The sequence below is a fragment of the Ureibacillus sp. FSL K6-8385 genome (genome assembly GCF_038593155.1).
Taxonomy (GTDB): domain Bacteria; phylum Bacillota; class Bacilli; order Bacillales_A; family Planococcaceae; genus Ureibacillus; species Ureibacillus terrenus.
Window position 1 is genome coordinate 36442 of record NZ_CP151968.1, and the last position, 24842, is coordinate 61283.

A 24842-nucleotide genomic window follows, 5' to 3' on the forward strand; every position below is an offset into this window, starting at 1 on the left:
GGAGGATATCAAAATGACGAACGGAAAAGCGATCACCCTTGGTTTGCAGCATTTATTGGCGATGTATGCTGGGGCTATTTTAGTGCCGTTGACGATTGGAAAAGAGTTGGGATTTAGTGATGAACAAGTTACTTATCTGGTAGCAATCGATATTTTGATGTGCGGTGTTGCCACATTGATCCAGGCGATGAGAGGAAAATTCTTCGGGATTGGATTGCCTGTGGTGCTAGGCTGTACTTTTACCGCGGTATTCCCTATTATTGCCATTGGCAAAAATAATGGAATCGATGCCATCTATGGAGCCATTATAGCTTCCGGACTCATTGTAATCTTAATATCTGGAATATTTGGAAAACTGGTAAAATTTTTTCCACCTGTTGTAACCGGTTCGGTTGTCACAATCATTGCCATTTCGTTAGTTCCGGTGGCAATGAACAATATGGGAGGAGGGCAAGGAGCTCCGGATTTCGCATCTGCCTCCAACATTGCTTTAGCATTAATAACACTGCTGATCATTTTAGTGATTTATCGATTTGCATCCGGCTTTATCCGTTCAATTTCCATTTTATTAGGATTAATATTGGGGACAATTGTTGGTATTTTTATGGGGAAAGTTGATTTTTCCCCTGTGGCCGAAGCAGGTTGGTTCCATATGGTGAAACCTTTTTATTTTGGGACGCCGGCTTTCGATCCGGCTTCCATCATTACGATGACCCTTGTAGCAATGGTTTCGCTGGTGGAATCAAGCGGGGTATATTTTGCTTTGGGAGATATTGAGAAAAAGAAGATCACTTCCGGTGATTTGGCCCGCGGTTACCGTTCGGAAGGGTTGGCTTCCGTCATCGGAGGAATTTTTAATGCATTCCCATATACAACGTTTTCCCAAAACGTCGGGCTCATTAAAATGACAGGAGTTAAAGAACGGAAAGTCATCTTTATTACGGGCGGCATGCTTGTCGCTTTAGGCTTCTTTCCAAAAATTGCGGCACTTACGACAATCATCCCGACAGCTGTATTAGGGGGCGCGATGCTCGCTATGTTTGGGATGGTGTTGACGCAAGGAATCACCATGCTTGCTCCTGAGATTTTGAAATCACCGGAAAATACAATGATTGTCGCCATTTCAGTGGCTCTTGGAGCCGGTGTGGCATTTGTTCCGGATATTTTCAAAGTGTTGCCGGACAGCCTTTCCATTCTAACGTCCAATGGGATTGTGTGCGGGTCTGTGTCAGCGATTGTGTTAAATGTTCTCTTTAATATGATTGGTCCGAAGAAAGAAAAATCCTTGCAAGCAGGCGCGATCAAAGAATAAACATGTCCAGCGCGAAAAAACCGGTCGGGAAAACCCGGCCGGTTTTTGTATATAAAGGGGTATGTTAAGGGATGAAAATGCAACGTTAAGCAAATCAGAGATTTGGATAAATCATTTTTTTCGGGTCGACATACTCGTCGAATTGTTCTTCTGTCAGTAGGCCAAGGGAAAGGGCGGCTTCTTTTAAAGTTATACCTTCCGCATGAGCTTTTTTAGCGATTTTTGCCGCATTTTCATAACCGATATATGGATTCAACGCAGTCACAAGCATCAATGAGTTTTCCAAGTTGCGTTTAAGCACTTCATGATTTGGCTCGATGCCCACTGCGCATTTGTCATTGAAGGATTTCATGGCATCCGCGAGCAGACGGGCGGATTGAAGGAAGTTATAGATGATCACCGGTTTAAATACGTTGAGTTCAAAGTTTCCTTGGCTGGCAGCAAAGGCGATTGTTGCATCATTTCCTATCACTTGTGTAACGACCATTGTCAATGCTTCGGATTGTGTAGGATTTACTTTGCCCGGCATGATGGAGCTTCCCGGTTCGTTTGCAGGGATGGTAATTTCACCGATGCCGCTGCGAGGGCCGCTTGCAAGCCATCTGACGTCGTTAGCGATTTTCATTAAGTCTGCAGCAAGCGCTTTCAATGCACCGTGGGCTGCAACGATTTCATCATGGCTTGTTAATGCATGGAATTTATTCGGTGAAGAAATGAATTTTTTCCCCGTAATGTTGCTGATTTCTTCAGCGACCATTTCGCCGAATTTCGGATGGGCGTTAATGCCGGTGCCGACAGCTGTACCTCCAATGGCCAGGCTTTTCAGATACTCTGTATTTTGTTTGATCATTTCTTCGGACCGCTCAAGCATATAGTACCAGCCGCTGATTTCTTGTCCCAACGTTAAAGGCGTTGCATCTTGCAAGTGCGTGCGGCCGATTTTAATAATGTCCTGGAAAGCTTCGGATTTTTCTTTTAATGTATTTTTCAACAATTGCAGACGGGGCAATAAGTAATCTTCCACGATTTGAACAGCGGCAATGTGCAGCGCAGTCGGGAATGTGTCGTTGGAGCTTTGGCTCATGTTCACATCATCATTTGGATGCACTTTTTCCGTGGATCCTTGCTCTTCCAATAATTGATTGGCACGGTGCGCGATGACTTCATTCACATTCATATTGGATTGGGTACCGCTGCCTGTTTGCCATACGACAAGAGGAAATTGGTCATCCCATTTGCCGTCGAGAATTTCTTCAGCAGCTTTAATGATTGCATCCGCTTTCTCGGGCGATAAATTATTCAACTTTTTATTGGCGATTGCTGCAGATTTTTTTAAAATAGCAAAAGCGCGGATCACTTCCATCGGCATTTTTTCAGTGCCGATTTGGAAATTTTCCTTACTGCGTTGTGTTTGAGCTCCCCATATTTTATCCGCTGGTACACGCACTTCTCCCAATGTGTCTCTTTCAATGCGATACTCCATTTGCCACAACTCCTTTTTCATCTTTTATTAGTATTGTAACTCAAAAATAGCATTTATAATAAAAATTTGGCTGCAACTGGCAGGTTGCAGCCCTAAAAATGAATGTCTATACAATATAGGGGGATATAGACATGTGTATAAAAACTGATTTTGAAAAAATGTATACGAGAATTTTTTGGGGTTCAGCCCGGAATTTTCTATTTACGATAATGATAATCATTATCAATTAAAATGTCAACAGGGAATTTTCAATTTTTAATCTTACCATTCACCCCTTTGCATTTCTTCCGCAATCATTTGCAAATCGTAAGAAGTGATGATGAACATTTCATATTCGTTTTTCTCCATATATTTCTCCGCAAGCCGTTTTAAATATTTGGGAGATCCTTCATGATCTTCGTCATAAATGAGCAGCAGGGCATCGGTATTTTGAATGATAAATTTATCCTTTTCAATATATTGCCATGGGGCTTCATAAGGCTTTTTAGTGACGCTTGTCACGAAATCCGCGTTGCTGAGGATATATGCGAATTTTTCCTGCTTTTCTGGTTTCCAATTTTTCTCCATATCTAAGAAAGGTGTAATGACGGCAAATTTCAAATGGGGGAATTCCTTTTTGAGATCCATGACCACTTCGGCAGTCCATGTTTCCACCCCGGGCTGCCCGCTGATAATCACCCATTCCAGGCCTTGATCAATGAGATTTCTTAATTCGTTTTCGATGGACTTTTTCAAAATTTGTATGCCCGGATGTTTTTCATTGAAAATTCCCAGTTCATGAGGTTTATATCCTGAAACGTACAGCCTCCGAATCATTTTGCATCCCTCGCTTGTAATACCATACTATAACGAAAGGAAGGGGAGATTCAAAGGAATAATCTATTTTTAAAAGAAAAACAGGGCGATTTTTCGCCCTGTTTTCATGATTTGTCAGAAACATCACTGAAAGATTTCTTTTATCCGCTCCAGTGCCCAATCAATTTGTTCTTTCGTAATGGTTAATGGGGGAGCCAAACGGATCACATATTCATGGGTTTCTTTGCACAACAGCCCTTTTTCCATCAATCGCTCGCAGTACTTTCGGGCCGGTTCTTTCAATTCAATACCAATGAATAGCCCTCTCCCGCGCACTTCTTTAATGGCCGGGGATTTGATTTTCAATAATTGTTCTTTGAAATATTCGCCCAGTTCCAATGAACGTTCCACCAATTTTTCTTCCTCGATGACTTCCAGGGCGGCAATGGATACGGCACATGCCAGCGGGTTTCCGCCGAAAGTGGAACCGTGGGAACCGGGGTTTAGAACGCCTAAAATATTGCTGTCTGCCACCACGGCCGAAATCGGAATGACCCCTCCACCGAGCGCCTTTCCAAGCACATAAACATCCGGCACGACATCTTCCCACTCACAGGCAAACATTTTGCCAGTGCGCCCAAGACCTGTTTGAATTTCATCCGCGATAAACAACACATTTTGTTCTTTGCAAATTTGGGAAGCTTCTTTTAAAAATCCATCAGGGGGCACAACGATGCCGGCTTCACCCTGGATGGGTTCAACAATAAATGCGGCTGTGTTTGGCGTGATGGCTTTTTTTAGGGCTTCAATATCACCATATGGAATGATTTTGATTCCCGGAATTAACGGTCCGAATCCGCGCTGGTATTCCTTCTCGGATGATAGGGAAACCGGAACCATTGTCCGTCCGTGGAAATTGCCGGTGCATCCGATGATTTCGGCTTTGTTTTCTTCGACGCCTTTCACATCATATGCCCAGCGCCGGGCCACTTTGATGGCGGATTCGACAGCTTCGGCACCTGTATTCATCGGCAATACCATGTTTTTTCCTGTTATTCGGCAAATCTTTTCATACCAGGGGCCAAGCTGGTCGTTGTAGAAAGCACGGGATGTCAAAGTTACGCGATCTGCCTGATCTTTTAAGGCTTGTATGATCTTTGGATGGCGGTGGCCCTGATTGAGGGCGGAATAGGAAGAAAGCATATCCATATATTCATTTCCCTCAGGGTCCTTTACCCATACCCCTTCCGCTTCGCTGATGACGACAGGAAGAGGCTTATAGTTTCGGGCACCATATTGCTCAGTGATTTCAATAATCTCTTTTGACAATTTTCCCATATGAATCCCCCTTAAAAGTGTACTGAAGCGAAACAACCCATCCCTTTGGTTGACAACATTGCTTCTACTTCCATTATATATAATGACCTTTGCATTTAATCGGAGGGACAGATAAAAGGTTATCCTGACGAAAAAACAACGTCCGGATAACCCGTCTCATCAATGCGGTTGCCGCTGATTTTTCCAAAACATTGCGATGGCAATGCTGACAATTAGGATGATGGCGGCAAAATAGAAAGGAAAATTGAAATTGATGTCAAACAATATTCCTCCGATAATTGGTCCAAATACATTGCCTATGCTTGTGAACATGGAGTTCATGCCGCCGACGAATCCTTGTTCGTCACCCGCGATTTTTGAAAGGTATGAAGTGATGCCGGGGCGGACCAAATCAAAGCCGACGAACACAATCCAGCACGTGAACATGATGGCCCAATAAGATTCGACAATGGTCATCATGAAAACGAGCAAAGCGGAAAAGATCAAACTCCAGCGGACGACCATAATTTCGCCAAAACGTTTCGTGATTGCATCAAACAGGAGAATTTGCACCAAGGCTCCCACAATGCCTCCGCCTGTGACGATAATGGCGATATCCCGTGGTGTAAATCCAAATTTATGATCGACAAACAAACTAAATAATGATTCAAAGGAAGCCAAGCTGAAAGTTGACAGGAAAATAATGATAAAAGAAATAAAATACATCGGCAAGAATATACGTTTCCAGCCAACTTTTTTGCCGTTCTTCGTTTTCGGCTGTTCCTGGCGCTCAGGCTCTTTTAATAGAAAAATGGAAGCGATGGCTGCAATCGCTCCTAAAGCACTTGCCGCAAAAAAAGGAACGCGGATGCCGAATTCTGCCAAAAATCCACCTATCCCAGGCCCTACAATGAAGCCGAAATTAATCGCCCCCGACATTAACCCCAGGGCTTTTGGGCGTTCGCTTTCAGAAGTGATATCGGCGATATATGCGGTAATCGCCGGCATAATGAATGCGCCGCTGAAACCTCCCAAAATGCGGGAAAGAAAAAGAAGCTCAATGGTTTTGCCGATTCCAAATAAGAATTCCGAAAAACTGAACAAAACCAGTCCAATGATAATCATCATTTTGCGTCCGTATTGATCGGTCCATTTTCCGGTAATAGGGGAGGCGATCAATTGGGCCAACGCAAAGGCGGCCACCATATTTCCCACAGCCGAGCCGTTAATAGATAGTTCGTTCATTAATGAAGGCAGCACCGGAATGACGATGCCGATGCCAGAGAAGGTAATGAAAATATTGCAAAGAAGCAATGCTAAAGCAATTTTTTGCGATTTGGATTGCATAAAAATCTCCTTTTAAAGTTCTAATCACCAGTTGAAGACAAAGAACAACGAGTTCGGGAAAAGCCTAATCCTATTTAAACCTTTGGGAAAGGTTGAGTCAAGAAATTATCCATGATGAAAAAACACTTAAAATAGAATAATCTGCAGAAATTGGTTCCAACAAAAAAAGGATGGCAGTCTGCCATCCTGATCAGATAATGGGAATGTGGAAGAAAAGCGTCCGTACGGATTACTCGTCGTCAAAAGGGTTATAGTACTGGATTCGGAGAGACTTTTTCAAGGAAAAAGGAGGAAACAACGTCAGATTTCAGAGCAACCACCAACACGCCCGCCGGAAAAGTGCAGCAAAGATGCAGCCTGCGTCCATACCATTTCCCGCTGTGATTGGAATCTGCTCAGTCCAACGCCCAACTTGATTGATTCCATGTCTATGAATCAAATACGGGTTCTTTTGTTAAAAACGATTTGAACACTACTTTTTCATGAATCAATTCATGCAAGGGAGTGAAATATTCAAAGAGGGAGTGATTACAGAAAGCCGTATTTGTTCATGTTCACAATGCAGGAAAATGGGCATCCTTGCTGCATGACGTTCTGCAGTCGGAAACCGTATTCATCCAAGATGATGGATTAAATTTGCAGGGAGCTGTGAAAAGCAAGCGTTTCCCGTTTAAGCCTATTAAATGCATCACCTCCTTTTGTTAATATCATATTCATTTAATAGATTATGCGGATGGACAATTAGCCATTGTCTTAGCAAAGATTATGATTTTTGCGAGATTTTTTTGAGAAGAAATCTATAGCAAAAAAAGGTTCCGAGAAAAAAACCACCATTTTCGATTAAGAAAAATGGTGGTTTAATTTTTTGTCACTTCTTTTTTCTTTTTTGTTACTTCTTTAAATTCTCCGGTAACAATAAGCCGGTATTTGTTTGAATAAATCGGATGGCATGTAATGAGTGTGACTAACGCCTTGTCTTTTACAGGCAAGATTACTTCCACTTGCGTTGGTTTAATAATTTGAGTCTGGATGACGGTAAAAGTATATTTCTTAGTAGGCGTTTCAATATAAAATTCGTCTCCTTTTTCCATTTCATCGAGACGGTTAAAAAATTTACCGAATGTTGCAGTCCGATGCCCGGCAATGGCGAAATTGCTGTTTTTGTCTCCCAATTTGGACACAGGGCTGCTGTTGGTCATGTGGGTAACGGCACTTTTCATATTTTCATCGCTGGCGCCTTCTACAATAGGGGTTGTCAAGTCGATTTTCGGTATGTAGAGTTGCCCAATCATTTCCCCATCTTTGAAGGTCCTATTTTCCAAATCTTCTTCCGAAGCGGCAAAGTCAAGCGATTCGAATTCTTTCATCAGTTTTTGTTGTTCGTAATAGATTTTTATTTTTGTATATGCCACAAAAAGAAGAAGCGCAAGACCAGCCAACAAAAAGAGATTGCCGATTTTTCTTTTCATATTCTTCTCATTCCCTTAATTGATGATAAAAAAAGAGAGGGCGGGGCACCCTCTAAAAATTAGAAAGCTTCATTGAAGCGTCTTCTTAAAGCTACCCCTGTTAAGATGAATAATACAGAAAGGATGAATAATACTGTTGAATCAACAGCTGAACCTGTTACAGGTAATTTACCGTTGTTAGAACCGCCGTTGCCAGAAGGTTTTGTACCTGGTTTGTTATTGTCGCCATTTGAAATTGATCCGCCGTTGTTGTTATCGTTTCCACCGTTGTTGTTGTCGTTTCCGCCGTTGTTGTCATCGTTTCCGCCGTTGTTGTCATCGTTTCCGCCGTTGTTGTCATCGTTTCCGCCATTGTTGTCGTCGTTTCCACCGTTGTTGTCATCGTTTCCGCCGTTATTGTCGTCTCCACCGTTGTTGTCGTCGTTTCCACCGTTATTGTCGTCTCCACCGTTATTGTCGTCGTTTCCGCCGTTATTGTCGTCTCCACCGTTATTGTCGTCGTTTCCGCCGTTATTGTTGTCGCCTAGTTGTTGTAAATCTTCGTATTCAGCAACACCTAGGTGAAGATCTCCAAGAAGTGGAACGCCGTTAGTGTCAACAATAAGTAGTCCGCCGTGTTTCCAGAAATATTCATCTGTTTTTACAGTTTCTTCTTCAATAGCGCCAACGTGAGCTTTACCAAGAAGCGGGCTATCGATGTTTACATTGGCAACGCCATTATATGTGTATTCATAATCATCGTTTTTAATATATTTACTTTGAAGAACGCCAGCATCAACATCGCCGATAATTGAACCGTCAATGTCAGCAAGTACTACACCGGAGTTTTTGTAAACTTCATCTTCTGTAGTTTTTGTAGTTGTTTCCAATACACCAACATGTGTATCTCCAAGTACTGCTGAACCTTTGATATCGGCGCTAACAACGCCAGATCTTGAATATGAACCATCTTGGCTAGTTTCAGAACCAAGTACTTTTACATCTACTTCACCCAACAATGTATTTAAAAGACCGCCGCCTAAGCTTAAGTTTACAAGTGAATTGCTGTCATTTACGTTTGTGATTTGAGCAGGGTCTTTTGTCACTGTAGGTGGTAGTTTACCTTCTGTGCTATCTTCTTGAGTAGCAGTTGCTGCTAAATCTGTAGCAGTTGCTTGCACATCCCCAGTTTCTTCAGCTTGTACGTTTTCAGAGAAAACAACGAAGCTTAATGTTACCACTAAGGCAAACAAGATAGCTCTTAGCGATTTAACAACTTTCGAATTCTCCATTTATTCAATCTCTCCTTCTTTTATTATTTTTTAGTTTGCTGAAAAGAAGGAGATTTGAATTGGAGGTTTGTCTAGAGGCGGTTTCAGCCATTGATCCGCTAGGGACATTTCAATCGCTTTCAGCTTCGCTTTTTCAGCAGAAGCCCTCAAAAGATCTTGTGAGATATATCCAACAACTTGAGATTGACCATCAGATACATTTGAAGCAGAAGCGGAGGAACTATTGGAATTGGATTGACTGTTTGTTGGTGCAATATCCTTTTGTGTTGGAAGATATTTAACATTCTCTCTTACTTGTTTTTGTACTTCTTTAGATCTTTCCACTGCTTGAAGCAAGGAGTTTGCACCATTCACAATCATTTTCTTTCCGTTATCAAGCAACTCATTCAAAAGTTTTCCAACTGTGTTGTCGTTTTTCTCTATTTTTGCAACATCAGTTGAAGAACCGTCTTTTGATTTGCTTGGGTTCATTTCATCAGGATTATTTGTTCCTTCATCGAAATTGCTTTCAGGATTATCTCCTGTTGTAGGATTGTTTCCTTTAGAGTCGTCGTTGGATCCGTTATTTCCTGGGTTAGGATTATTGGATCCTTTGTCAGAAGAATCGTTGTTCCCATTGTTGGATTGTCCGTCGTTGCCACCGTTACCGTTCTGACCGGCAGGCGGTTGGTTTTTCGTTTTTGTTGTTCCTAAAGCGAGTTGGTTGTTTCTGTCTTTTGAGTGAATGAGATAGGTTTCGGTTTTTGTGAGATTAGGTGATTGTTCTTTGACAACTTCCCCGATGCCGAGATGGATATTTTTGCCGTCATCGAACGGAACGTCAACTAGAACAATCCCACTCTGAGTTTTCGTAGTGTCTCCATTTGTTTCTGTTTTTGTTTGGAGAACACCAACGTCCGCTTTGCCTAAAAGATCGCTATCTACTTTTACTTTGGCAAGAGCGAGCGTTTCGATCGATCCTTCTTCATTCACTTCACTCGTACCAGAAACAACTCCTACATCAAGATTACCCAGCAGTGCAGAATCCTGGATTCCTAAGCTTAATAAATCTGTTTGAGTTAGGACAGAGTTTTCAAGCTGAGTAGTGACGCTTGATACAAGGCCTACACGAAGATCGCCCGTAATTGGTTTTAATAATAGTGAATCTTCAAGACCAATACCGAGCAGATTTCCAACTGTCTGTTGTCCTTGTTGCTTTTTGGAAATCAAATCGATGGTTGCGTTTCCTAGCAAATTTGTTTTTAAGCCGACACTCAATACACTGGCTTTATTTTCTTCTGGTGACGTCTGGCCAGAAAGAAGTCCAAGCTCCAATAAGTCGGCAACACCCAAGGAAAGCACACCCGTTTTACCGCTTTCATTTTTCGTTGTTAAGTGTAGTACCGCATCCTCGGCAAGCAAATTGATGGTAATTCCGAGAAGGTTGATGCTTAACAACGGTTTTCTTTTTTCTTTGACAACAGACTCCTCTTCGTTTTGGCCGGCTGCTGCAGCTGCAAGAACATCAGCTTCGATGTTTGCTTTCTCTTGACTTTCGGCGCTTAAGTATTCTTTTTCTACGGCAACGGCATCAGCAGGTACTTCATCGTTTAAGTTACCTACTGCTATATTGGCGGCATTATCAATATGTTCTTCAGCTTGAGCGCCTAAGTCATCTGAAAGTTCAACATCAGAAACCGGTGTGTCTTGAGCAGATTCCAATACTGACTGGGAGTCGGCTGGTAAACTTTCAGCGAACTCGTCAGCAAAGGAATTAACAGCAAGTCCTCCGTCCACTTCATTGACTACAGTAACTTCCAATGTATCTGATTCCGCACTCGCCTCGTCGGAAATCTCATGTTCTTTCGCGAAAGCCATTGAAGGTGAACCTAACAAGAGAACAACGGCTGCTATTATTCCCGATACTCTCTTCATCCCTTTCTCACCTCCTTTCATAAAACAAGTATTACCATAAAATTTCATAATTTCAATACAAAATTTACAAATTCATAAATTTGAAAAAATTACAATAGTACAGTTTTAATTGAAAAATTAAATAAAATTCTCTTTTATTTAGTAAAAATATCATATCATATAAAAAAATAATAACAACAATTATAAAATAATATTATTTTTTTAACGATTATTTGATGTTCAAAAAAATATGATAGGAATAAAGAATTTTTTTGGGGAAGGGGAATTATGATAAATGTAATATGAAATGCTTGTTTGCTACAAGAAATTTGAACCAATCACCACATTTTTATGAAAAGGGAGCATATAGTAGATGAAAATACAAAAAATCATTGTGCGCCAATTGAAGATGCCGATGAAACATCCATTTACAACAAGTTTCGGTACGATCAATGATAAAACATTTTTATTATTGGAAGCCCATACAAATGACGGGTTGGTCGGGTATGGAGAGTGTGTCGCATTTGAAGCACCGTGGTATACGGAAGAAACGGTGAAAACGTGCTGGCATATGCTGGAAGATTTTTTGATTCCCGTCATTTTGCAGCGGGATATCGTACATCCTGATGAGGTGGGCAAGCTGTTTAAAGGCATCCGGAAAAACAAAATGGCAAAAGCATCGATTGAAGGGGCCGTTTGGGATCTATACGCGCAGGCCACCGGTCAATCTTTGGCGCAAGCCCTTGGAGGGAAGAAAGAAAAAATAGATGTAGGAATCAGCCTGGGAATCCAGCCAACGATCGAAAAGCAGATTGAAGTGGTAGGAAAATATATCGATGAAGGATATAAAAGAATCAAAGTCAAAATTAAGCCGGGCTGGGATGTCGAGGTCATCCAAAAACTGCGCGAAGCTTTTCCGGATGTGCCGATGATGGCAGACGCCAATTCGGCATACACATTAAAAGATATCAACCTTTTAAAGCAATTGGATGAGTTCGGTTTAATGATGATCGAACAACCTTTGACCTACGACGATATCGTAGATCATGCCATTTTGCAAAAACAATTGAAAACCCCGATTTGTTTGGATGAAAGCATTTTATCGGTGGAAGATGCACGGAAGGCGATCGAATTGGGAAGCTGCGGGGTGATCAATATTAAAATTGGACGTGTCGGGGGATTGTCAGAGGCGGTCAAAATTCATGATTACTGCAGGTCGAAAGGCATTCCGGTCTGGTGCGGAGGGATGCTTGAGGCGGGAATAGGGCGCGCTCATAATATCGCGCTGACCTCCCTGTCCAATTTTGTTTTGCCGGGAGATACCGCAGGCTCAAGCCATTATTTTGAAGAAGACATCATCGAGCCGGAAGTGGTTGTCTCAGACGGAACCATTCAAGTGCCTCAAACCGTCGGCATAGGGTATAAGCCAAAAAGAAAGGCGATTGAAAAATTTACGGTATCTTTGAAGGAGTATAATTATATATAAAGTTTTTCATGTTTATATAGTGGAAATGGGGGAAAAGGTGAAGAACAGTTTTAAGATCGGAGGAGCCTTTGTCGGACTGATGATTGGGGGAGGCTTTGCATCCGGACAAGAGATATTGCAATTCTTTCTCTCCCATGGTTGGCAAGGGCTGTTCGGAGTGGCTGTTGCAACCGTGCTGTTGGCATTTCTGGGCAAGAATATTGCCGCGTTGGGATATTCTTTGAAAACAACCTCCCATAAAGAAGTGGTGCTTTTTATTGCGGGGCCGACAACCGGTTCCATCATAGACTGCCTTATTACCGTGTTTGCTTTTTGTTTTAGCGTTGCGATGTTTGCGGGGGCTGCAAGCGCTTTTGAAGTCCTGTTTGGCATCAACGGCTTCATTGGCGGCATTTTTATGGTCGGATTAACCGTTCTGACTCTCATGCTCAATGTGGAAAGAATCATTTCAATCCTTGCGCTCGCTCTTCCTTATTTAATTGTCATCATATTGGTAATGGTCATCGCATCCATTGCTGCAATGGAAGGGAGTTTTGCGGAACAAGCCCGGATCGCAAGCCAAACCTCAAAAAGCCATTGGCTGATTGCGTCCCTAATATATGTTTCGTACAATTTGGCGGCAGGGCTGCCCATGATTGCGGTCATGGGAAGTGCAGCCAAAAGCAAAAGGGAAGCGGGAATGGGAGGAATGATCGGGGGTCTTCTGCTCGGGACCCTCATATTACTGGTCTATTTGGCTTTATTGGCAAATGCGGATGCAATAATCGGGAAGCCCATGCCCACTTTGGCCATTGCGATGGAAATACATCCAATGATCGGCGCGATGATGGCCATTACTCTAATGGTGATGATTTATAGTACCGCAGTGGGGGTGCTATATTCCTTTGTCGTACGGTTTGTTTCACCCAAGTCCAAACTATATAAACCTTTTGTGATTTTTTCCGCATCGATTGCATTTTTGGCAAGTTTCATCGGATTTACAACCATTGTTGGCACGGTTTACTCCATCATGGGATATTTAGGATTCATCATCATCTTTATTGTTTTAAAAACATGGCTGAAAAGAAAAACGGATGCTGTCTGAGATTATGAACCAATTTTAAGATTTCCGCATAACAATGAAGTAATGGCATTCTCTCATGGGAGGAACAACATGTTTCCATATTGGCAACACAATCAGCGGGCAAGCGAGCCGGTACAATGGATTCCGCCGGTTTCTCGGTCCAAGGGGCCCTTTGTTGTGGCTTCCCAATATAGCGATGTAACCGGTGACGGAGTGGTTGACGGAATCTTTCTTATTGCAACAAAACTGGAGGATAGCCCCTATTTCAACAATATGAGCCTTGTCGTACAAAATGGTTTTAACCAGGAAATCTCTGTTTATCATTTGAAAGAAGCGGCCGGATACAATCCTGCCATTTGGACGGGAGACTTTACAGGGGACTATGTTGATGATATTCTTGTGACCGTGCAATCTGGGGGCAGCGGAGCGGCTGTCTATGCTTATGTATTTTCATTTATCAGCGGCAAGTTGGGAAAAATCTTTGACGCAATCCAATTTCACGAAAAACGCCAATATGAGGTAAAGTATGCAGACAATTATGAAGCGGTGGTAACGGGAAGAAATCCCAATCTTCGATATGTGATCAATCTCCTATATAAAGGTAAAGAATATTTGGATGAAATTTATGACGGAAATGGAAGATTGAAAGAGGCGATTGAAGGATGGGTCGATCCCATCAGTGGAATTTATCCTGTTGATTTAAGGGGCAATGGGAAGTATTCACTGCTGACGATGGAAAAAATCGCGGGAAGATACCATGCGGATGGATTGGGATTTGTAGAAAATGTATTAAATTGGAATGGTCGGGAGTTTGAAACGGTGATGCAGCATGTTGCGATTAATGGCGCGAGTTTCTAATATGATTTTTCTGTCGGTATGGAATATAGTCAACCATCCCATAAGCTGCTTCCGGATGAAGCGGCTTTTTTTTATGGGGCCAGGGTCAAAATATATTTTAACTTTCCAATGGAAGGGAATTGATCAATTCTGGATAGACTCAAAATTTTAGTTGTTTCAAATTTCTTTCACATTCTGATGTTAAAATAAAATTATCTTTTGTCAGGGGTGGAGTGGATGGAGCAACTAAAGGAGTACGAAAGTTTATTCCCGTTTATTGAAGAACTGATTGTAAACGAATTCAACATAAATTATGCGAAAAAGTCATTGCCGAAAGGGGTTGCAATATTTCATGAAGGGGACAGCTGCGAAGGAGTTCCTTTTGTGGTTAAAGGATGCATTCGTGTATCAAAAATCGGAAAAAACGGCAAAGAAATGAGCGTTTACCGCGTCAATGCAGGGGAGACTTGCATTCTGTCTGTCATGAGCATCCTCACCAATGAGCCTTATCCATTAACAGCCATTGTGGAAGAGGATGCGGAAGCGTTCATCATTCCATATGAAGAGTTTAAGAAATTGATGGGAGCGAGTTCGGATTTTCAGGATTATATCTATAAAACCATCATGTATCGATTTCAGGAAGTCATTAAAGTGATGGATGAAGTGATTTTTCATAGTACCGATGAACGGATTATCAAATTCCTTTTAAAATACACAGAAAATGATGGTGACATGATTGAAGCAACCCATGACAAAATTGCAATGGAAATTGGCACGGCAAGGGAAGTGGTCAGCCGCCTGTTAAAAGAAATGGAGCGGAAAGGCTGGGTTCATTTGTCGAGGGGAAAGGTATTTGTCATTAAAAGAACTGAGTTGGTCAAAAAACTGGAGAAATTGGTTTGAGGAATATTGAAAATTTTTTGAATAGGTGATTTTATCACAGAGCAAAGCCCCCTTTTTTTTTTACAATAAAACAAATGCAATAAGGGGGCTATTCTATGAGTGCGAATGTAGGAACGGTCGATCGTATCATCCGCATCATCCTAGGCCTGGCCATTTTATCGCTGCTCTTTGTTTTGGAGGGGAATCTCAAATATATCGGATTAATAGGATTGATTCCTCTCATAACAGGCCTTGCGAAGTTTTGTCCTTTATATTCCTTGTTTAAAATCAATACTTGTCAAAAGAAATAAAAAGCGGCTAACGGAAGCCGCTTTTTTAATACTCAAATATCCGGGATGGAATGAAGAGCTTCTTCGGCGCTTGAGAAGGACGGCCGAATCAAAAGCAACCGTTCAATAAAGTTTTTCACTTCATCCGGCAATTGCAATTCCTCCTGCCAGCATTTTTGCCTGCTTTCTGTGGGCGTATAGGCGGAATAAAGCAAAAAGAGGAAAAAATGGCCCAGGAAATACAAATCGCTGCAATGATTGGCGGCTCTTTTTGGATTTTTTACTTTCATGATATCTTCTTTTGGATTGATGTACGTGGCTAATCCAAAATCGATGATGGAGAGTTTCCCTTGGTGGACCAAAACGTTCGGGATTCTTAAATCGCGATGAACGATCCCTTTTTGATGGATTTGTATGACCATTTGCAACAACACTTTCATAATGTGGATGGATTCGGGCAAAGAATAGACATTGCCTTCTTCAAATATGGCCTGCTCAAAAGTGCGCCCTTCCATGTAATCCATGACAAAGAAAGGAATGTTTTCAAGTTCATCAGCCATGATGACAGATGGTACAAAGGATAAATTTAATTCTTTCAGGATCTGGATTTCTTTTTGGAATCGTTGGCGCAATTTTTTGGAATTCCGATGTTTCGATTTTAGACGTTTAAGGACATATTTTTTTCCGGACCGCTTTTCTATTAGCAAATAGGTAATACCGTAAGCTCCAGCTCCCATCACTTCTTTGACGGCATAATTTGTATGTTCATCTATAAATTGTTTGAATAAGTGATGGGTTTTGTTTTCGATTAAATCCCGAATCATATATTAGCTGCTGAAGAAGCTTTTCGAACTGAAGAAGTGAGCGGAACGGAAAAAAGCGCTTCTTCTATGTCCCCTTTTGTAATAATGGTGTCCGTAATAATTATGTTTTTTGACGTAACGATGATAGTTGGAAGAAGAAATGCGTTTTCCGCCCAGCAAATATTTAAAAAATTTTCCGATCATCCTCGACTTCCTCCTTAACGAAGACGTATATATAATAAGTACGAATGAAAGGGAAATAAGTTTCGTAATAAAATTAAATATTGGTAATATTAACAATTCTTTATAAAATCTATTCTGAAGAATATCCCTTTAAGAAAGGGTTCATTTTTGGTATAATACCTACTAAACTAACTGTTTAACTAGGTTTTAATTTCCCACTTTTCTTTATGAATCAGCATAGGTGCCTACGCAGTAACCGATGAATGGCATACATTGAAGATAGTTTGAAGAATAAGGGGGAAGAAAAAGTGTATCCTTTTTACAATGAAAATCAAGACGGCTTTGAGCGTTTTGATGATGCAACTCGCAGAGGATTCGGAAGAACACAGCCGCCAAGTTTTCCTGGAGGATTTCCGGGCTCGCCGGGCATGCCGCCTATTGGGGGCCAAATGACGCCGCCTGCAGCTCCACCGCCAAGCTTTACCCCTCAACTCAGTACCTTCCAAGGAACAGCGGAATTTTCCCGCCGCGGCGGTGGCCGTGGAATCGGTAGATGTTTCTTCCGAAATACATTTATTTGGTTGACAAACGGGAATAGCTTTTGGTTCTATCCGATGTTTGCCTTTGGAAATTCCATTTTCGGTTTCCGTTGGAGAGGCAACCGGGGCTGGGTATATGAAGTGTTGAACCGCCATCGAATTGCATTTTTCCAATGCTACTGATCTCCGCTGATTGTTTTGATAAGGGGTTTGTTGAAGCGGAGGAGTTCCCTCAATAACGCTCGGAACAGATGCCCCTTATCAAGGTTTTACATAATTTTAATTGTTCCAATGGTTCTTTTTTTTAATTTATAAGAATAATCATTAGAAAGAAAAAGGAGGGTAGGCGGAGTGGAAAAAATACAGCAAACGAGAGAGAAGGTATTGAACAGCGTATGCTTCTTGTCGGATGAACAATTAAACGAAGTTCCGGAAAAGGGGAAATGGTCGATTGCCCAGGTGTTGGAACACCTATATTTAATGGAAATGAATACAGTAGACGGAATTTTGGAAACGCTATCAAAAGATGAATACAATCCTGTTGAAGAAAAACCCCTTCATCACATATTGGACAGGACAGTGAAGCGTGTTGCGCCGGATGATCTGACACCTTCCGGAGAGTTTCAAACTCTTGAAGAGCTGAAACGGAAATTGAGCAAGTCGAGAGAAGCGTTATTGAAAAGCATTGAAGGGGTAAGCGAAGAAGAATTGGAAAATAAATCCTTCATCCATAGAAGGTACGGGCTGCTATCGATTCGCCAGTGGGTTTCATTGATCGGCTATCATGAAGAGCGGCATCTGCAACAAATTGAAGAAATCAAAGAATCCTTGTTGAAAAAGGCTAAATGAAAAAACACCTTCGATTATTGCAAAAAGGCATAATCGAAGGTGTTTTAATTTATTCCAAATCATAAAGTCGAATTTTGATATACTAAACTTCTCTTTTAATCATACAATCTTTTGAATAATTTTTCTTTAACACAAATATATTTACTATAAAGTTGTGTCTATTTTGTTACAAAAAAGATTTTTTTGGAGAAGGGAAAGGGGAGAGTCCAAGGTGTCCATTGTTGCCATGGGGTCGGCAATTTTTGTCATGTTCATTCTTTCTCAAGCATTTTTATATATGCAGGAAAAAAGAAAAGAAAAATCCAGGGAGTATAAAGAGATTGCACAAAATTACATCTTGCCCTATTTGAATGAAGTGTTTTTATTTATTGACTTAAAAACGGATGTCCGAAATGAAACGGGCGTGCCGATGATTACAATAAGCCCGGATGAAATCATTACAAACTTGCAGATAAGGATTCGCTATGGAAATGCGAAAATCATGAATGCCCTTTACCGGTACTTCAATGCGGCAGCGTATTTCGAGGGACGTGGAGAAGCAAAAAATTTAGCGACTTACGATGTATTTTTCCGTTATTTGGAACATGCCTATAATTCGATTGAAAAAAGTGAATTTAAAGATGATCAATTGCTGGATGACGTATTGAAATGCCAAAAGATTTATGGCATGGCTTTTGTGCTGACGATGATCCTGGGAAATGATGAGGCATTGAAGGTCCTTTCATACAGATGGCTTTGGAGCGAAAACTTCTTAAACAAAATCTCAATATATCTGTTGGAAGATTTAATAAATAACTACAATAAAGCAACAATGGAAGAACATAAGCTGCTGGAATTTTTGAGAATATTAAAGAAAGATTTTCACATGTCCCCTGAGATTGACAGATTCCAGGAGCTGAAAAATTATTTGGAAGAGGCGTTTTTTATAGTGGAAAAGAGATGGCTGAACTACAGTAGCTAAGATCTTAGCTACCTTTTTTATTCATATTTTTCTTTTATTTTCATATAAGAAATGGGAGAGATTCTATTTTTGCGAGGGCATTTATATATAATATAATAGTCAATTGTCAGCGAATCAGTTCGATTATAGTAGAAAGTAAGGTGAAACGATGAAAGCTTATATCTTGAAACTATCATTTAAAGGAATTCAACCGGAAGTATGGAGACGGGTGATTATACCGGCTGGAGCAACTTTTAATCGGCTGCACGAAACCATTCAATATGTAACCAACTTTAAAAGTTATCTGGAACCGTACCATTCATTTTGCTTTCCGTTGGAGGACGCCATTATAACGAATAGTGAAGAGTTGATCGGGCAAAAGGAAGTAGACGGCAAAAAAGTGAAACGGCCGACCCGCATAAAAATTGACCAATATATAGAGGAAACCGGCGAAATGATTTATCAATACGATTTTGGGGACCAATGGGAGATTGCGATTACCTTGGAGGATACGGTAGACGATTATTACTTTGGTTATCCCACTTTGCTGGACGGCGGTGGGATGGCGCCGCCGGAAGATGTCGGAGGACCAGCCGGCTATATGAAGTTTCTGGAAATCATCCATGATCCGACCCACCCGCAATATACTTCAAGCAGGGAATGGGCAGAATCGATGGGGTATAAACCATTAAACATGGACCAAATCAATGCACTACTAAAAAATGTGAAATTTAAAAAGACCGAGTGGGAACATATCCATCATGAAAACTATATCGTCATATCCGATAAATATCGCGGGTCTGAAGTAATCGATCCCGAACAAGTGACGAATAAAGATTTGATTTTCGATTATATTGTAAGCTGTACGAACTTGTATGGTATTGTTCCGTATTATAAAGTCATTCAAATTTATAATTTGCAAAACAAGCCAAAAATTACGAACAAGGATCTGCTGGCCATTGCAACTGATTCGCGCTACAAAAAACAATTGGAAGAATCCAATGTCGTTATTAAACTGGATCGCTTTGTCCACAAATCCCTTGAAGAGAGCAAGGCTACGGAAAAATTGGAGCAGTATGTTATCGGCAAGCCTTTCTATATTCCTGAAAAAGAGGAATTGCTCAAGTATAAAGATGAATTTTATTATGAAAAAACGAAATATCACCGGGAACTGGCAAGATTATTGGAAAAAATTGAACGGACTGAAAACAGGCCGGTTCAGGAAATGATCGACGAACTCGTATGGAAAATGAGAATAAAGAATTACCAATTCAATATTACGATGAAAGAGTTTTTGAACCTATTCGCCTTTGAAGATATGAATCAGGTAAACGAAGTAACAAGAATGATTTTTACCGTCGCAAATACAACAAGGCTTTGGGATAATCGGGGATATACGCCGAAGGAATTGGCGGATCTTTCAAAACCGAAGCAAACCAAAATTGTGGCGGGGGCAAAAATCGGGCGCAACGATCCCTGCCATTGCGGAAGCGGAAAAAAATATAAAAAATGTTGCGGGCGATAAGAAGAGCAGAGGCGGCATTCTCGGTCCATGTCTCTCATGGATTGGTTGCCGCCTTGTTTTTTTGCTATTTGATTTCTATTGTTCCGCTGGATACATCCAGGTGGATGTCATATTTTCCTGAACCATAAGTTCCGCGCAAACGATCTTTTTCCGCTACTTCATTTTTCAGAGGGAAATGATTTTTGATTGTGCCGCTCGATGTTTTTCCATCAATGTTGAAGCTGCTGTCTTTTGGCAAATCAAGGGCGACTCTTCCTGAATTTACTTCCGCCTCAATGTCACCGGCTAATTGATCAAGCTGAATGGAGACGTTTCCTGAAGCAACCTCGATATCCAGTTCGCCTGTAAAATGCTTGATATCGATATCTCCTGAAGCGACATCCAACGAAGTGGATTTTGTATGAAGGGAGCCGATGTTAATGTCGCCGGAGCCGACTTCCATTTCCAATGAATTAAGAACCGTGTCATCAGACAATTGAAAGTCAATATTTCCGGAAGCCACTTCCAATTTTAAATCGCGGTCATATTTTTCAGGAATGGTAACAATAAGTTTTGTCCCCCTTCCAAAATTCAACAAAGAAAACCATTGGCGGTGATACTCGATTTCAATTGTATTTCCTTTCTTTGAAAGGGAGACATTTCCTTTCCCTTTTAATTCCGCTTCCACATAGTCCTGGTTTTTGGAAATGATCGTTGTATCCACACCTTTCGTGTCCAGCTTGATGGAATCTATTTCATTTGTTACTTCTGCACGGTGTTCTTGGGACAGGAACCAATTCGGGACATTGAAAAATAAACTGATAAGCAACAATAAGATGACGATGGCTAAAACGGTTTTTTTCATGGGAGCCTCCTAGAATTTTTTTGTCTAACAACATATTAGACAAAAAATGGAGGGACAACAACATTCTGCAGATTTATTTCATTCTAAGACCTGAGAAGTAGGGAAATAAATTTGGGAATAAAAAATTAGAAGAAGCAAAAAAAAAAGATGATTTGGGGAAAAGTAGATTTTTTGCAAAAGTATGTCGATCAGGAGCCGCTTTTGTCATTTGCAAAAGCAGACATAATTTTAGTTTTAATGTCTTTGGGATTTGTCATGTTCTTGAGGGTGATGGGCGGATACTGCATCCACCACTTTGATCGGCCGCATCATATCATGGTCTTCGTGTTCGAGCAAGTGGCAATGCCAGATATAATTTCCCGCATGTTCTTTCCAATGCATGATGACTCTTGTAACCATTCCGCTTGGCGCTCTCACTGTATCTTTCCAGCCCTTTTCGAAATTAAGCGGAGGCTCCGGATCGCCTGTAAATTCCAGAATTTCCCCGTTGCTGTTTTGATACACATCCACATTAAACGGCCTGCGATCGAGAATTTGAAACTGGATCAGATGAATGTGTATCGGATGGGGAATCGGGGTTGCATTGATGAATTCCCAAATCTCGATGCTGTCCAAAGCCGGCTTCTCGGTGCAAGGCTCATGGAACATTTTGTTGTCGAGCATCATCATGATTCTGCCGTATTGGTCTGTACCTACGGATAGTGGCAATTTGCGGACGGTTTGGGCGTGATGTTCATGCAAATCCATGGATTCCGCAAGTTTTGCCGGAATTTCGCTTGTATCTTCCCCCTTTAAAGGTTTGATTACGCGGAACAACATAATGTCCCTTTTCGGGTCGGTTTCATCCAACAACGCATTGATCAATTTGATGTTTTCCTTTTTAAATTTGGAGAAATCGACAATTACATCAACCCGTTCCGCCGGCATCAGATCGATGGACGGAACTTCCACAGGAGCAGTTAAAAAACCTCCATCCGTACCGATCAGATGGAACGGGGCTCCATTATCAAGCTGAATTCTATAAGTGGAACCGTTGGAACCGTTTAAAATACGGAACCGGTATTTTCTCGGTTCGACATCCAAATACGGCCAAACTTTGCCGTTGACAACCATGAAATCCCCGTTAAAAAATGGGACAATTGTTGGGATAAATGGTGCAGGGATTGGGAACGGGGCATTTTCCGGCGGACGGTCCGGATAAAACAGAGAACCGTCTTCATTGAACGATTTGTCCTGGATAAGAAGAGGATACTCATAATCCCCCTTTGGCAAATTCAACCTGTCTTCCAAAGCATCCCGAATAAGATAAAATCCTGTCAGCCCTGCATAAACATTGAGCCTAGTCATGGCCATTGTGTGATCGTGATACCAAAGGGTGGCTGCCGGCTGGTGGTTTGTATATTTGTGCACCTTTCTTCTGAATTTTGGGCCGGTATATTCATAATTTTGTGTATACCATGCTTCCGGGTGCCCGTCGCTTTCCCAATCGACATGGGCTCCATGCACGTGTACGACGGAACGGACTTCCGGCGAGTCTCCCACACCGTGCAGCGAACGGTCGACAGGAAGAAAATGTTTTTTCGGAAGCCTATTTACATATTTCACGTAAATCGTTTTATCTTTTCTTGCTTCAATGGTCGGCCCCGGATAAAGGCCGTCATAGCCCCAGATTTTTGTAAGGGGAAAGTCCCGGTGGAACCGATGGAGCGATTCTTTCATGACAATTTCAAAATAAGAATTGGACGGATAGTCGGGGTGGGGCTTTGGTTTGGCGACTGAAGGTTTTTTTAATGCCGTTACAAATTTCGGCACCGTTGAAGGGTCTTTCGGATTTACCTTCGTTTTTGCCATTTTTCACATCCTTTGAGCATATTTTAATAATTATCTTATTCATTGGGGCCGCCATATGTTTCAATGGAAATGGATTAATACGGAATCATCGGAAGGAGGGTGGAATTGGATATTAATAGAAAAAATGGATTGATGATAGAAATTTTCTATAATGAAATTGCCGGAATCGGGATTGACAGAGTGATCGGATTTCATTATCCTTATTCTCAAAATAAAACAAAAACATTCTGGCCGACTAAACCACTAGAGGCTCCTTTATCTTATTAAGATGAGGGAGCCTCTTGTTTTTTTGAAGAAAGTGGAGGGGGACGGGAAAAAGAAAAATTCTTTTTTTGAATCATTTCCATACGGAAAGGTCAACGATGGGGAACACCCTTGTGAAATTTTTCGCATTTAAACATAGTAAATAGGTTTGTATAAACGGGATTATATTTTTTTTGCAAATCCCATACCTAGCACAATCTTTAAATACTACTAAATAGATTGGAGTTGTTGTATATGTCGAAAAGACAATTGAGACTTGGGGCCTTCTTAATGCTTCCAGGCCATCATGTGGCAGCATGGCGATATCCAAATGTAAAGAAGGAAAATTTATTGAACTTTGAATTTGCGAAGCAGCAGGCGCTGACCGCCGAGCGCGGCAAGTTCGATATGGTGTTTTTGGCGGATGGTGTATCGGCAAGATATCGATCCAAGGGTTTTGAACATGAACATACCGCTTATTTTGAACCGTTCACCTTATTGTCGGGCCTTGCCGCGGTGACTTCCAAAATCGGATTGGTCGGCACCGTATCCACCACTTACAACGAACCGTTCAACGTGGCCCGCAAATTCGCTTCATTGGACCATTTGAGCGGCGGCCGGGCCGGATGGAATGTTGTGACAAGTTACGGAATAGAAGCTGCCAATAATTTTGGGTACAAAGAAGAACCGGTGCATGCCGATCGCTACGAACGGGCTGAAGAATTCGTGGATGTGGCGAAAAAGTTGTGGGACAGCTGGGAAGATGACGCCATTGTCTTTGATCAGGAACACGCAAAATTTGCGGACAAGGAAAAGGTGCATGAAATCCGCCATGAAGGCAAATGGTTCAGCGTGACGGGGCCATTGAACATCGCCCGCCCGGTGCAAGGCTATCCGGTCATTGTGCAGGCGGGATCTTCTGAAGCGGGCAGGGAATTAGCAGCGAAAACGGCAGAGGTAATCTTCACGGCATGGCAGACACTGGAAGAAGCGCAGGCGTTTTACAGGGATGTGAAGAGCCGCATGGCCAAATACGGACGCCATCCGGATGAGCTGAAAATCATGCCGGGCGTCTATCCGATTGTCGGCAGAACCATCGAGGAAGCGGAGGCAAAACGCCGGAAGCTTTTGGATTTGATTCCGGAATCATTGGGGGTATCTTTATTGTCCCAGCAGTTGGGAGTGGATTTGAGCGGCTACCCGGTGGACGGACCGCTGCCGGAGCTGCCGGATGTATCCGAAATCAATGGCATTAAGAGTCGTTCCCAATTAGTAAGGGATTTGGCGGAACGCGAGAACCTGACCATCCGCCAGTTGTACCAACGCATTGCCGGAGCCCGCGGCCACCGCGAGATCATCGGCACGCCGGAACAAATCGCCGACCAATTGCAGGAATGGTTCGAGAATGAAGCGGCGGACGGCTTTAATATCATGCCGCCGACATACCCGGACGGCCTGGACGACTTTGTGGAGTTGGTGATTCCGGAGCTGCAAAGAAGGGGCCTTTTCAGAACGGAATACGAGGGCTCCACATTGCGCGAACATTTAGGTTTGGAAAGACCTGCCAATCAGTTTGTAAAAAAATCATTCGTTTAAAAATTGGCACTAAAAGAGTATGGA

Annotated in this window: 23 protein-coding genes; 12 read left to right on the forward strand and 11 right to left on the reverse strand. The window is 41.8% G+C overall.

Annotated features, from left to right (window positions below):
• Positions 1 to 13 precede the first annotated feature (13 nt).
• On the forward strand, positions 14 to 1312 hold the full coding sequence (locus tag NST62_RS00160) for a nucleobase:cation symporter-2 family protein (protein ID WP_141602941.1): 1299 nt from the start codon (positions 14 to 16) through the stop codon (positions 1310 to 1312).
• A 94-nt stretch (positions 1313 to 1406) separates the two neighbouring features.
• On the opposite strand, the gene fumC is transcribed toward NST62_RS00160, so the two are convergent.
• The 7 genes from fumC to NST62_RS00195 all read right to left on the reverse strand — a co-directional run bounded on the left by fumC (position 1407) and on the right by NST62_RS00195 (position 10908).
• The gene (gene fumC / locus NST62_RS00165) at positions 1407 to 2795 is read right to left on the reverse strand and encodes a class II fumarate hydratase (protein ID WP_141602942.1); all 1389 of its coding nucleotides are present in this window, start codon (positions 2793 to 2795) and stop codon (positions 1407 to 1409) included.
• Positions 2796 to 3056: 261 nt separating this feature from the next.
• On the reverse strand, positions 3057 to 3611 hold the full coding sequence (locus NST62_RS00170) for a DUF1273 domain-containing protein (RefSeq protein ID WP_328216094.1): 555 nt from the start codon (positions 3609 to 3611) through the stop codon (positions 3057 to 3059).
• Between the two features lie 123 nt (positions 3612 to 3734).
• The gene (locus NST62_RS00175; RefSeq protein ID WP_141602944.1) at positions 3735 to 4928 is read right to left on the reverse strand and encodes an ornithine--oxo-acid transaminase; all 1194 of its coding nucleotides are present in this window, start codon (positions 4926 to 4928) and stop codon (positions 3735 to 3737) included.
• A 159-nt stretch (positions 4929 to 5087) separates the two neighbouring features.
• Positions 5088 to 6254 (reverse strand): MFS transporter, encoded by a 1167-nt coding sequence (locus NST62_RS00180; RefSeq protein ID WP_342463006.1) that lies wholly within the window; start codon positions 6252 to 6254, stop codon positions 5088 to 5090.
• Positions 6255 to 7111: 857 nt separating this feature from the next.
• Positions 7112 to 7723, reverse strand: a complete 612-nt coding sequence (locus NST62_RS00185) for a class D sortase (protein ID WP_141602946.1) — start codon at positions 7721 to 7723, stop codon at positions 7112 to 7114.
• Positions 7724 to 7782: 59 nt separating this feature from the next.
• The gene (locus NST62_RS00190; RefSeq protein ID WP_342463007.1) at positions 7783 to 8994 is read right to left on the reverse strand and encodes a hypothetical protein; all 1212 of its coding nucleotides are present in this window, start codon (positions 8992 to 8994) and stop codon (positions 7783 to 7785) included.
• Positions 8995 to 9024: 30 nt separating this feature from the next.
• Positions 9025 to 10908 (reverse strand): hypothetical protein, encoded by a 1884-nt coding sequence (locus NST62_RS00195; protein WP_342463008.1) that lies wholly within the window; start codon positions 10906 to 10908, stop codon positions 9025 to 9027.
• 352 nt (positions 10909 to 11260) lie between these two features.
• Here NST62_RS00195 and menC point away from each other — a divergent pair, with 352 nt between their 5' ends.
• From menC to NST62_RS00220, 5 genes are all read left to right on the forward strand, one after another.
• On the forward strand, positions 11261 to 12373 hold the full coding sequence (gene menC, locus NST62_RS00200; protein WP_141602949.1) for an o-succinylbenzoate synthase: 1113 nt from the start codon (positions 11261 to 11263) through the stop codon (positions 12371 to 12373).
• A 37-nt stretch (positions 12374 to 12410) separates the two neighbouring features.
• Positions 12411 to 13457, forward strand: a complete 1047-nt coding sequence (locus NST62_RS00205; protein WP_141602950.1) for a hypothetical protein — start codon at positions 12411 to 12413, stop codon at positions 13455 to 13457.
• A gap of 69 nt (positions 13458 to 13526) precedes the next feature.
• The gene (locus NST62_RS00210; RefSeq protein WP_141602951.1) at positions 13527 to 14294 is read left to right on the forward strand and encodes a VCBS repeat-containing protein; all 768 of its coding nucleotides are present in this window, start codon (positions 13527 to 13529) and stop codon (positions 14292 to 14294) included.
• A 216-nt stretch (positions 14295 to 14510) separates the two neighbouring features.
• A complete protein-coding gene (locus tag NST62_RS00215; protein WP_141602952.1) occupies positions 14511 to 15176 on the forward strand; it encodes a Crp/Fnr family transcriptional regulator in 666 nt (221 codons plus the stop codon).
• A gap of 95 nt (positions 15177 to 15271) precedes the next feature.
• On the forward strand, positions 15272 to 15466 hold the full coding sequence (locus NST62_RS00220; RefSeq protein ID WP_141602953.1) for a DUF2892 domain-containing protein: 195 nt from the start codon (positions 15272 to 15274) through the stop codon (positions 15464 to 15466).
• 32 nt (positions 15467 to 15498) lie between these two features.
• On the opposite strand, the gene NST62_RS00225 is transcribed toward NST62_RS00220, so the two are convergent.
• Together NST62_RS00225 and NST62_RS00230 are read right to left on the reverse strand one after the other, a co-directional pair.
• Positions 15499 to 16269, reverse strand: a complete 771-nt coding sequence (locus tag NST62_RS00225; RefSeq protein WP_328216088.1) for a protein kinase — start codon at positions 16267 to 16269, stop codon at positions 15499 to 15501.
• Positions 16270 to 16272: 3 nt separating this feature from the next.
• Positions 16273 to 16452, reverse strand: coding sequence for a hypothetical protein (locus tag NST62_RS00230; protein WP_141601074.1), 180 nt, complete (start codon positions 16450 to 16452; stop codon positions 16273 to 16275).
• 287 nt (positions 16453 to 16739) lie between these two features.
• Between NST62_RS00230 and NST62_RS00235 the strand changes: the two genes are divergently transcribed.
• The 4 genes from NST62_RS00235 to NST62_RS00250 all read left to right on the forward strand — a co-directional run bounded on the left by NST62_RS00235 (position 16740) and on the right by NST62_RS00250 (position 20284).
• The gene (locus NST62_RS00235) at positions 16740 to 17153 is read left to right on the forward strand and encodes a hypothetical protein (RefSeq protein WP_342463009.1); all 414 of its coding nucleotides are present in this window, start codon (positions 16740 to 16742) and stop codon (positions 17151 to 17153) included.
• Between the two features lie 168 nt (positions 17154 to 17321).
• A complete protein-coding gene (locus NST62_RS00240) occupies positions 17322 to 17819 on the forward strand; it encodes a DinB family protein (RefSeq protein ID WP_141601075.1) in 498 nt (165 codons plus the stop codon).
• Positions 17820 to 18030: 211 nt separating this feature from the next.
• A complete protein-coding gene (locus NST62_RS00245; protein ID WP_328216087.1) occupies positions 18031 to 18780 on the forward strand; it encodes a hypothetical protein in 750 nt (249 codons plus the stop codon).
• Positions 18781 to 18928: 148 nt separating this feature from the next.
• Positions 18929 to 20284: an SEC-C metal-binding domain-containing protein gene (locus NST62_RS00250; RefSeq protein WP_328220004.1), complete on the forward strand. Its 1356-nt coding sequence runs from the start codon at positions 18929 to 18931 to the stop codon at positions 20282 to 20284.
• A gap of 64 nt (positions 20285 to 20348) precedes the next feature.
• Here NST62_RS00250 and NST62_RS00255 read toward each other — a convergent pair whose 3' ends face one another.
• On the reverse strand, positions 20349 to 21128 hold the full coding sequence (locus NST62_RS00255) for a DUF4097 family beta strand repeat-containing protein (RefSeq protein ID WP_141601078.1): 780 nt from the start codon (positions 21126 to 21128) through the stop codon (positions 20349 to 20351).
• 234 nt (positions 21129 to 21362) lie between these two features.
• Entirely contained in the window at positions 21363 to 22979 is a 1617-nt protein-coding gene (locus NST62_RS00260; protein ID WP_342463010.1) for a multicopper oxidase, read from the reverse strand.
• Between the two features lie 105 nt (positions 22980 to 23084).
• On the opposite strand from NST62_RS00260, the gene NST62_RS00265 reads away from it, so the two are divergent.
• Both NST62_RS00265 and NST62_RS00270 read left to right on the forward strand, forming a co-directional pair.
• Positions 23085 to 23246: a hypothetical protein gene (locus NST62_RS00265; protein ID WP_181733139.1), complete on the forward strand. Its 162-nt coding sequence runs from the start codon at positions 23085 to 23087 to the stop codon at positions 23244 to 23246.
• A 231-nt stretch (positions 23247 to 23477) separates the two neighbouring features.
• Positions 23478 to 24818: an LLM class flavin-dependent oxidoreductase gene (locus NST62_RS00270; RefSeq protein WP_342463011.1), complete on the forward strand. Its 1341-nt coding sequence runs from the start codon at positions 23478 to 23480 to the stop codon at positions 24816 to 24818.
• Positions 24819 to 24842: the final 24 nt, after the last annotated feature.

Bases quoted from the DNA above. Each gene is read 5' to 3' on its own strand.
- NST62_RS00160 (WP_141602941.1), top strand. From the start codon at position 14: ATGACGAACGGAAAAGCGATCACCCTTGGTTTGCAGCATTTATTGGCG.
- fumC (WP_141602942.1), bottom strand. From the start codon at position 2,795: ATGGAGTATCGCATTGAAAGAGACACATTGGGAGAAGTGCGTGTACCA.
- NST62_RS00170 (WP_328216094.1), bottom strand. From the start codon at position 3,611: ATGATTCGGAGGCTGTACGTTTCAGGATATAAACCTCATGAACTGGGA.
- NST62_RS00175 (WP_141602944.1), bottom strand. From the start codon at position 4,928: ATGGGAAAATTGTCAAAAGAGATTATTGAAATCACTGAGCAATATGGT.
- NST62_RS00180 (WP_342463006.1), bottom strand. From the start codon at position 6,254: ATGCAATCCAAATCGCAAAAAATTGCTTTAGCATTGCTTCTTTGCAAT.
- NST62_RS00185 (WP_141602946.1), bottom strand. From the start codon at position 7,723: ATGAAAAGAAAAATCGGCAATCTCTTTTTGTTGGCTGGTCTTGCGCTT.
- NST62_RS00190 (WP_342463007.1), bottom strand. From the start codon at position 8,994: ATGGAGAATTCGAAAGTTGTTAAATCGCTAAGAGCTATCTTGTTTGCC.
- NST62_RS00195 (WP_342463008.1), bottom strand. From the start codon at position 10,908: ATGAAGAGAGTATCGGGAATAATAGCAGCCGTTGTTCTCTTGTTAGGT.
- menC (WP_141602949.1), top strand. From the start codon at position 11,261: ATGAAAATACAAAAAATCATTGTGCGCCAATTGAAGATGCCGATGAAA.
- NST62_RS00210 (WP_141602951.1), top strand. From the start codon at position 13,527: ATGTTTCCATATTGGCAACACAATCAGCGGGCAAGCGAGCCGGTACAA.
- NST62_RS00215 (WP_141602952.1), top strand. From the start codon at position 14,511: ATGGAGCAACTAAAGGAGTACGAAAGTTTATTCCCGTTTATTGAAGAA.
- NST62_RS00220 (WP_141602953.1), top strand. From the start codon at position 15,272: ATGAGTGCGAATGTAGGAACGGTCGATCGTATCATCCGCATCATCCTA.
- NST62_RS00225 (WP_328216088.1), bottom strand. From the start codon at position 16,269: ATGATTCGGGATTTAATCGAAAACAAAACCCATCACTTATTCAAACAA.
- NST62_RS00230 (WP_141601074.1), bottom strand. From the start codon at position 16,452: ATGATCGGAAAATTTTTTAAATATTTGCTGGGCGGAAAACGCATTTCT.
- NST62_RS00250 (WP_328220004.1), top strand. From the start codon at position 18,929: ATGAAAGCTTATATCTTGAAACTATCATTTAAAGGAATTCAACCGGAA.
- NST62_RS00255 (WP_141601078.1), bottom strand. From the start codon at position 21,128: ATGAAAAAAACCGTTTTAGCCATCGTCATCTTATTGTTGCTTATCAGT.
- NST62_RS00260 (WP_342463010.1), bottom strand. From the start codon at position 22,979: ATGGCAAAAACGAAGGTAAATCCGAAAGACCCTTCAACGGTGCCGAAA.
- NST62_RS00270 (WP_342463011.1), top strand. From the start codon at position 23,478: ATGTCGAAAAGACAATTGAGACTTGGGGCCTTCTTAATGCTTCCAGGC.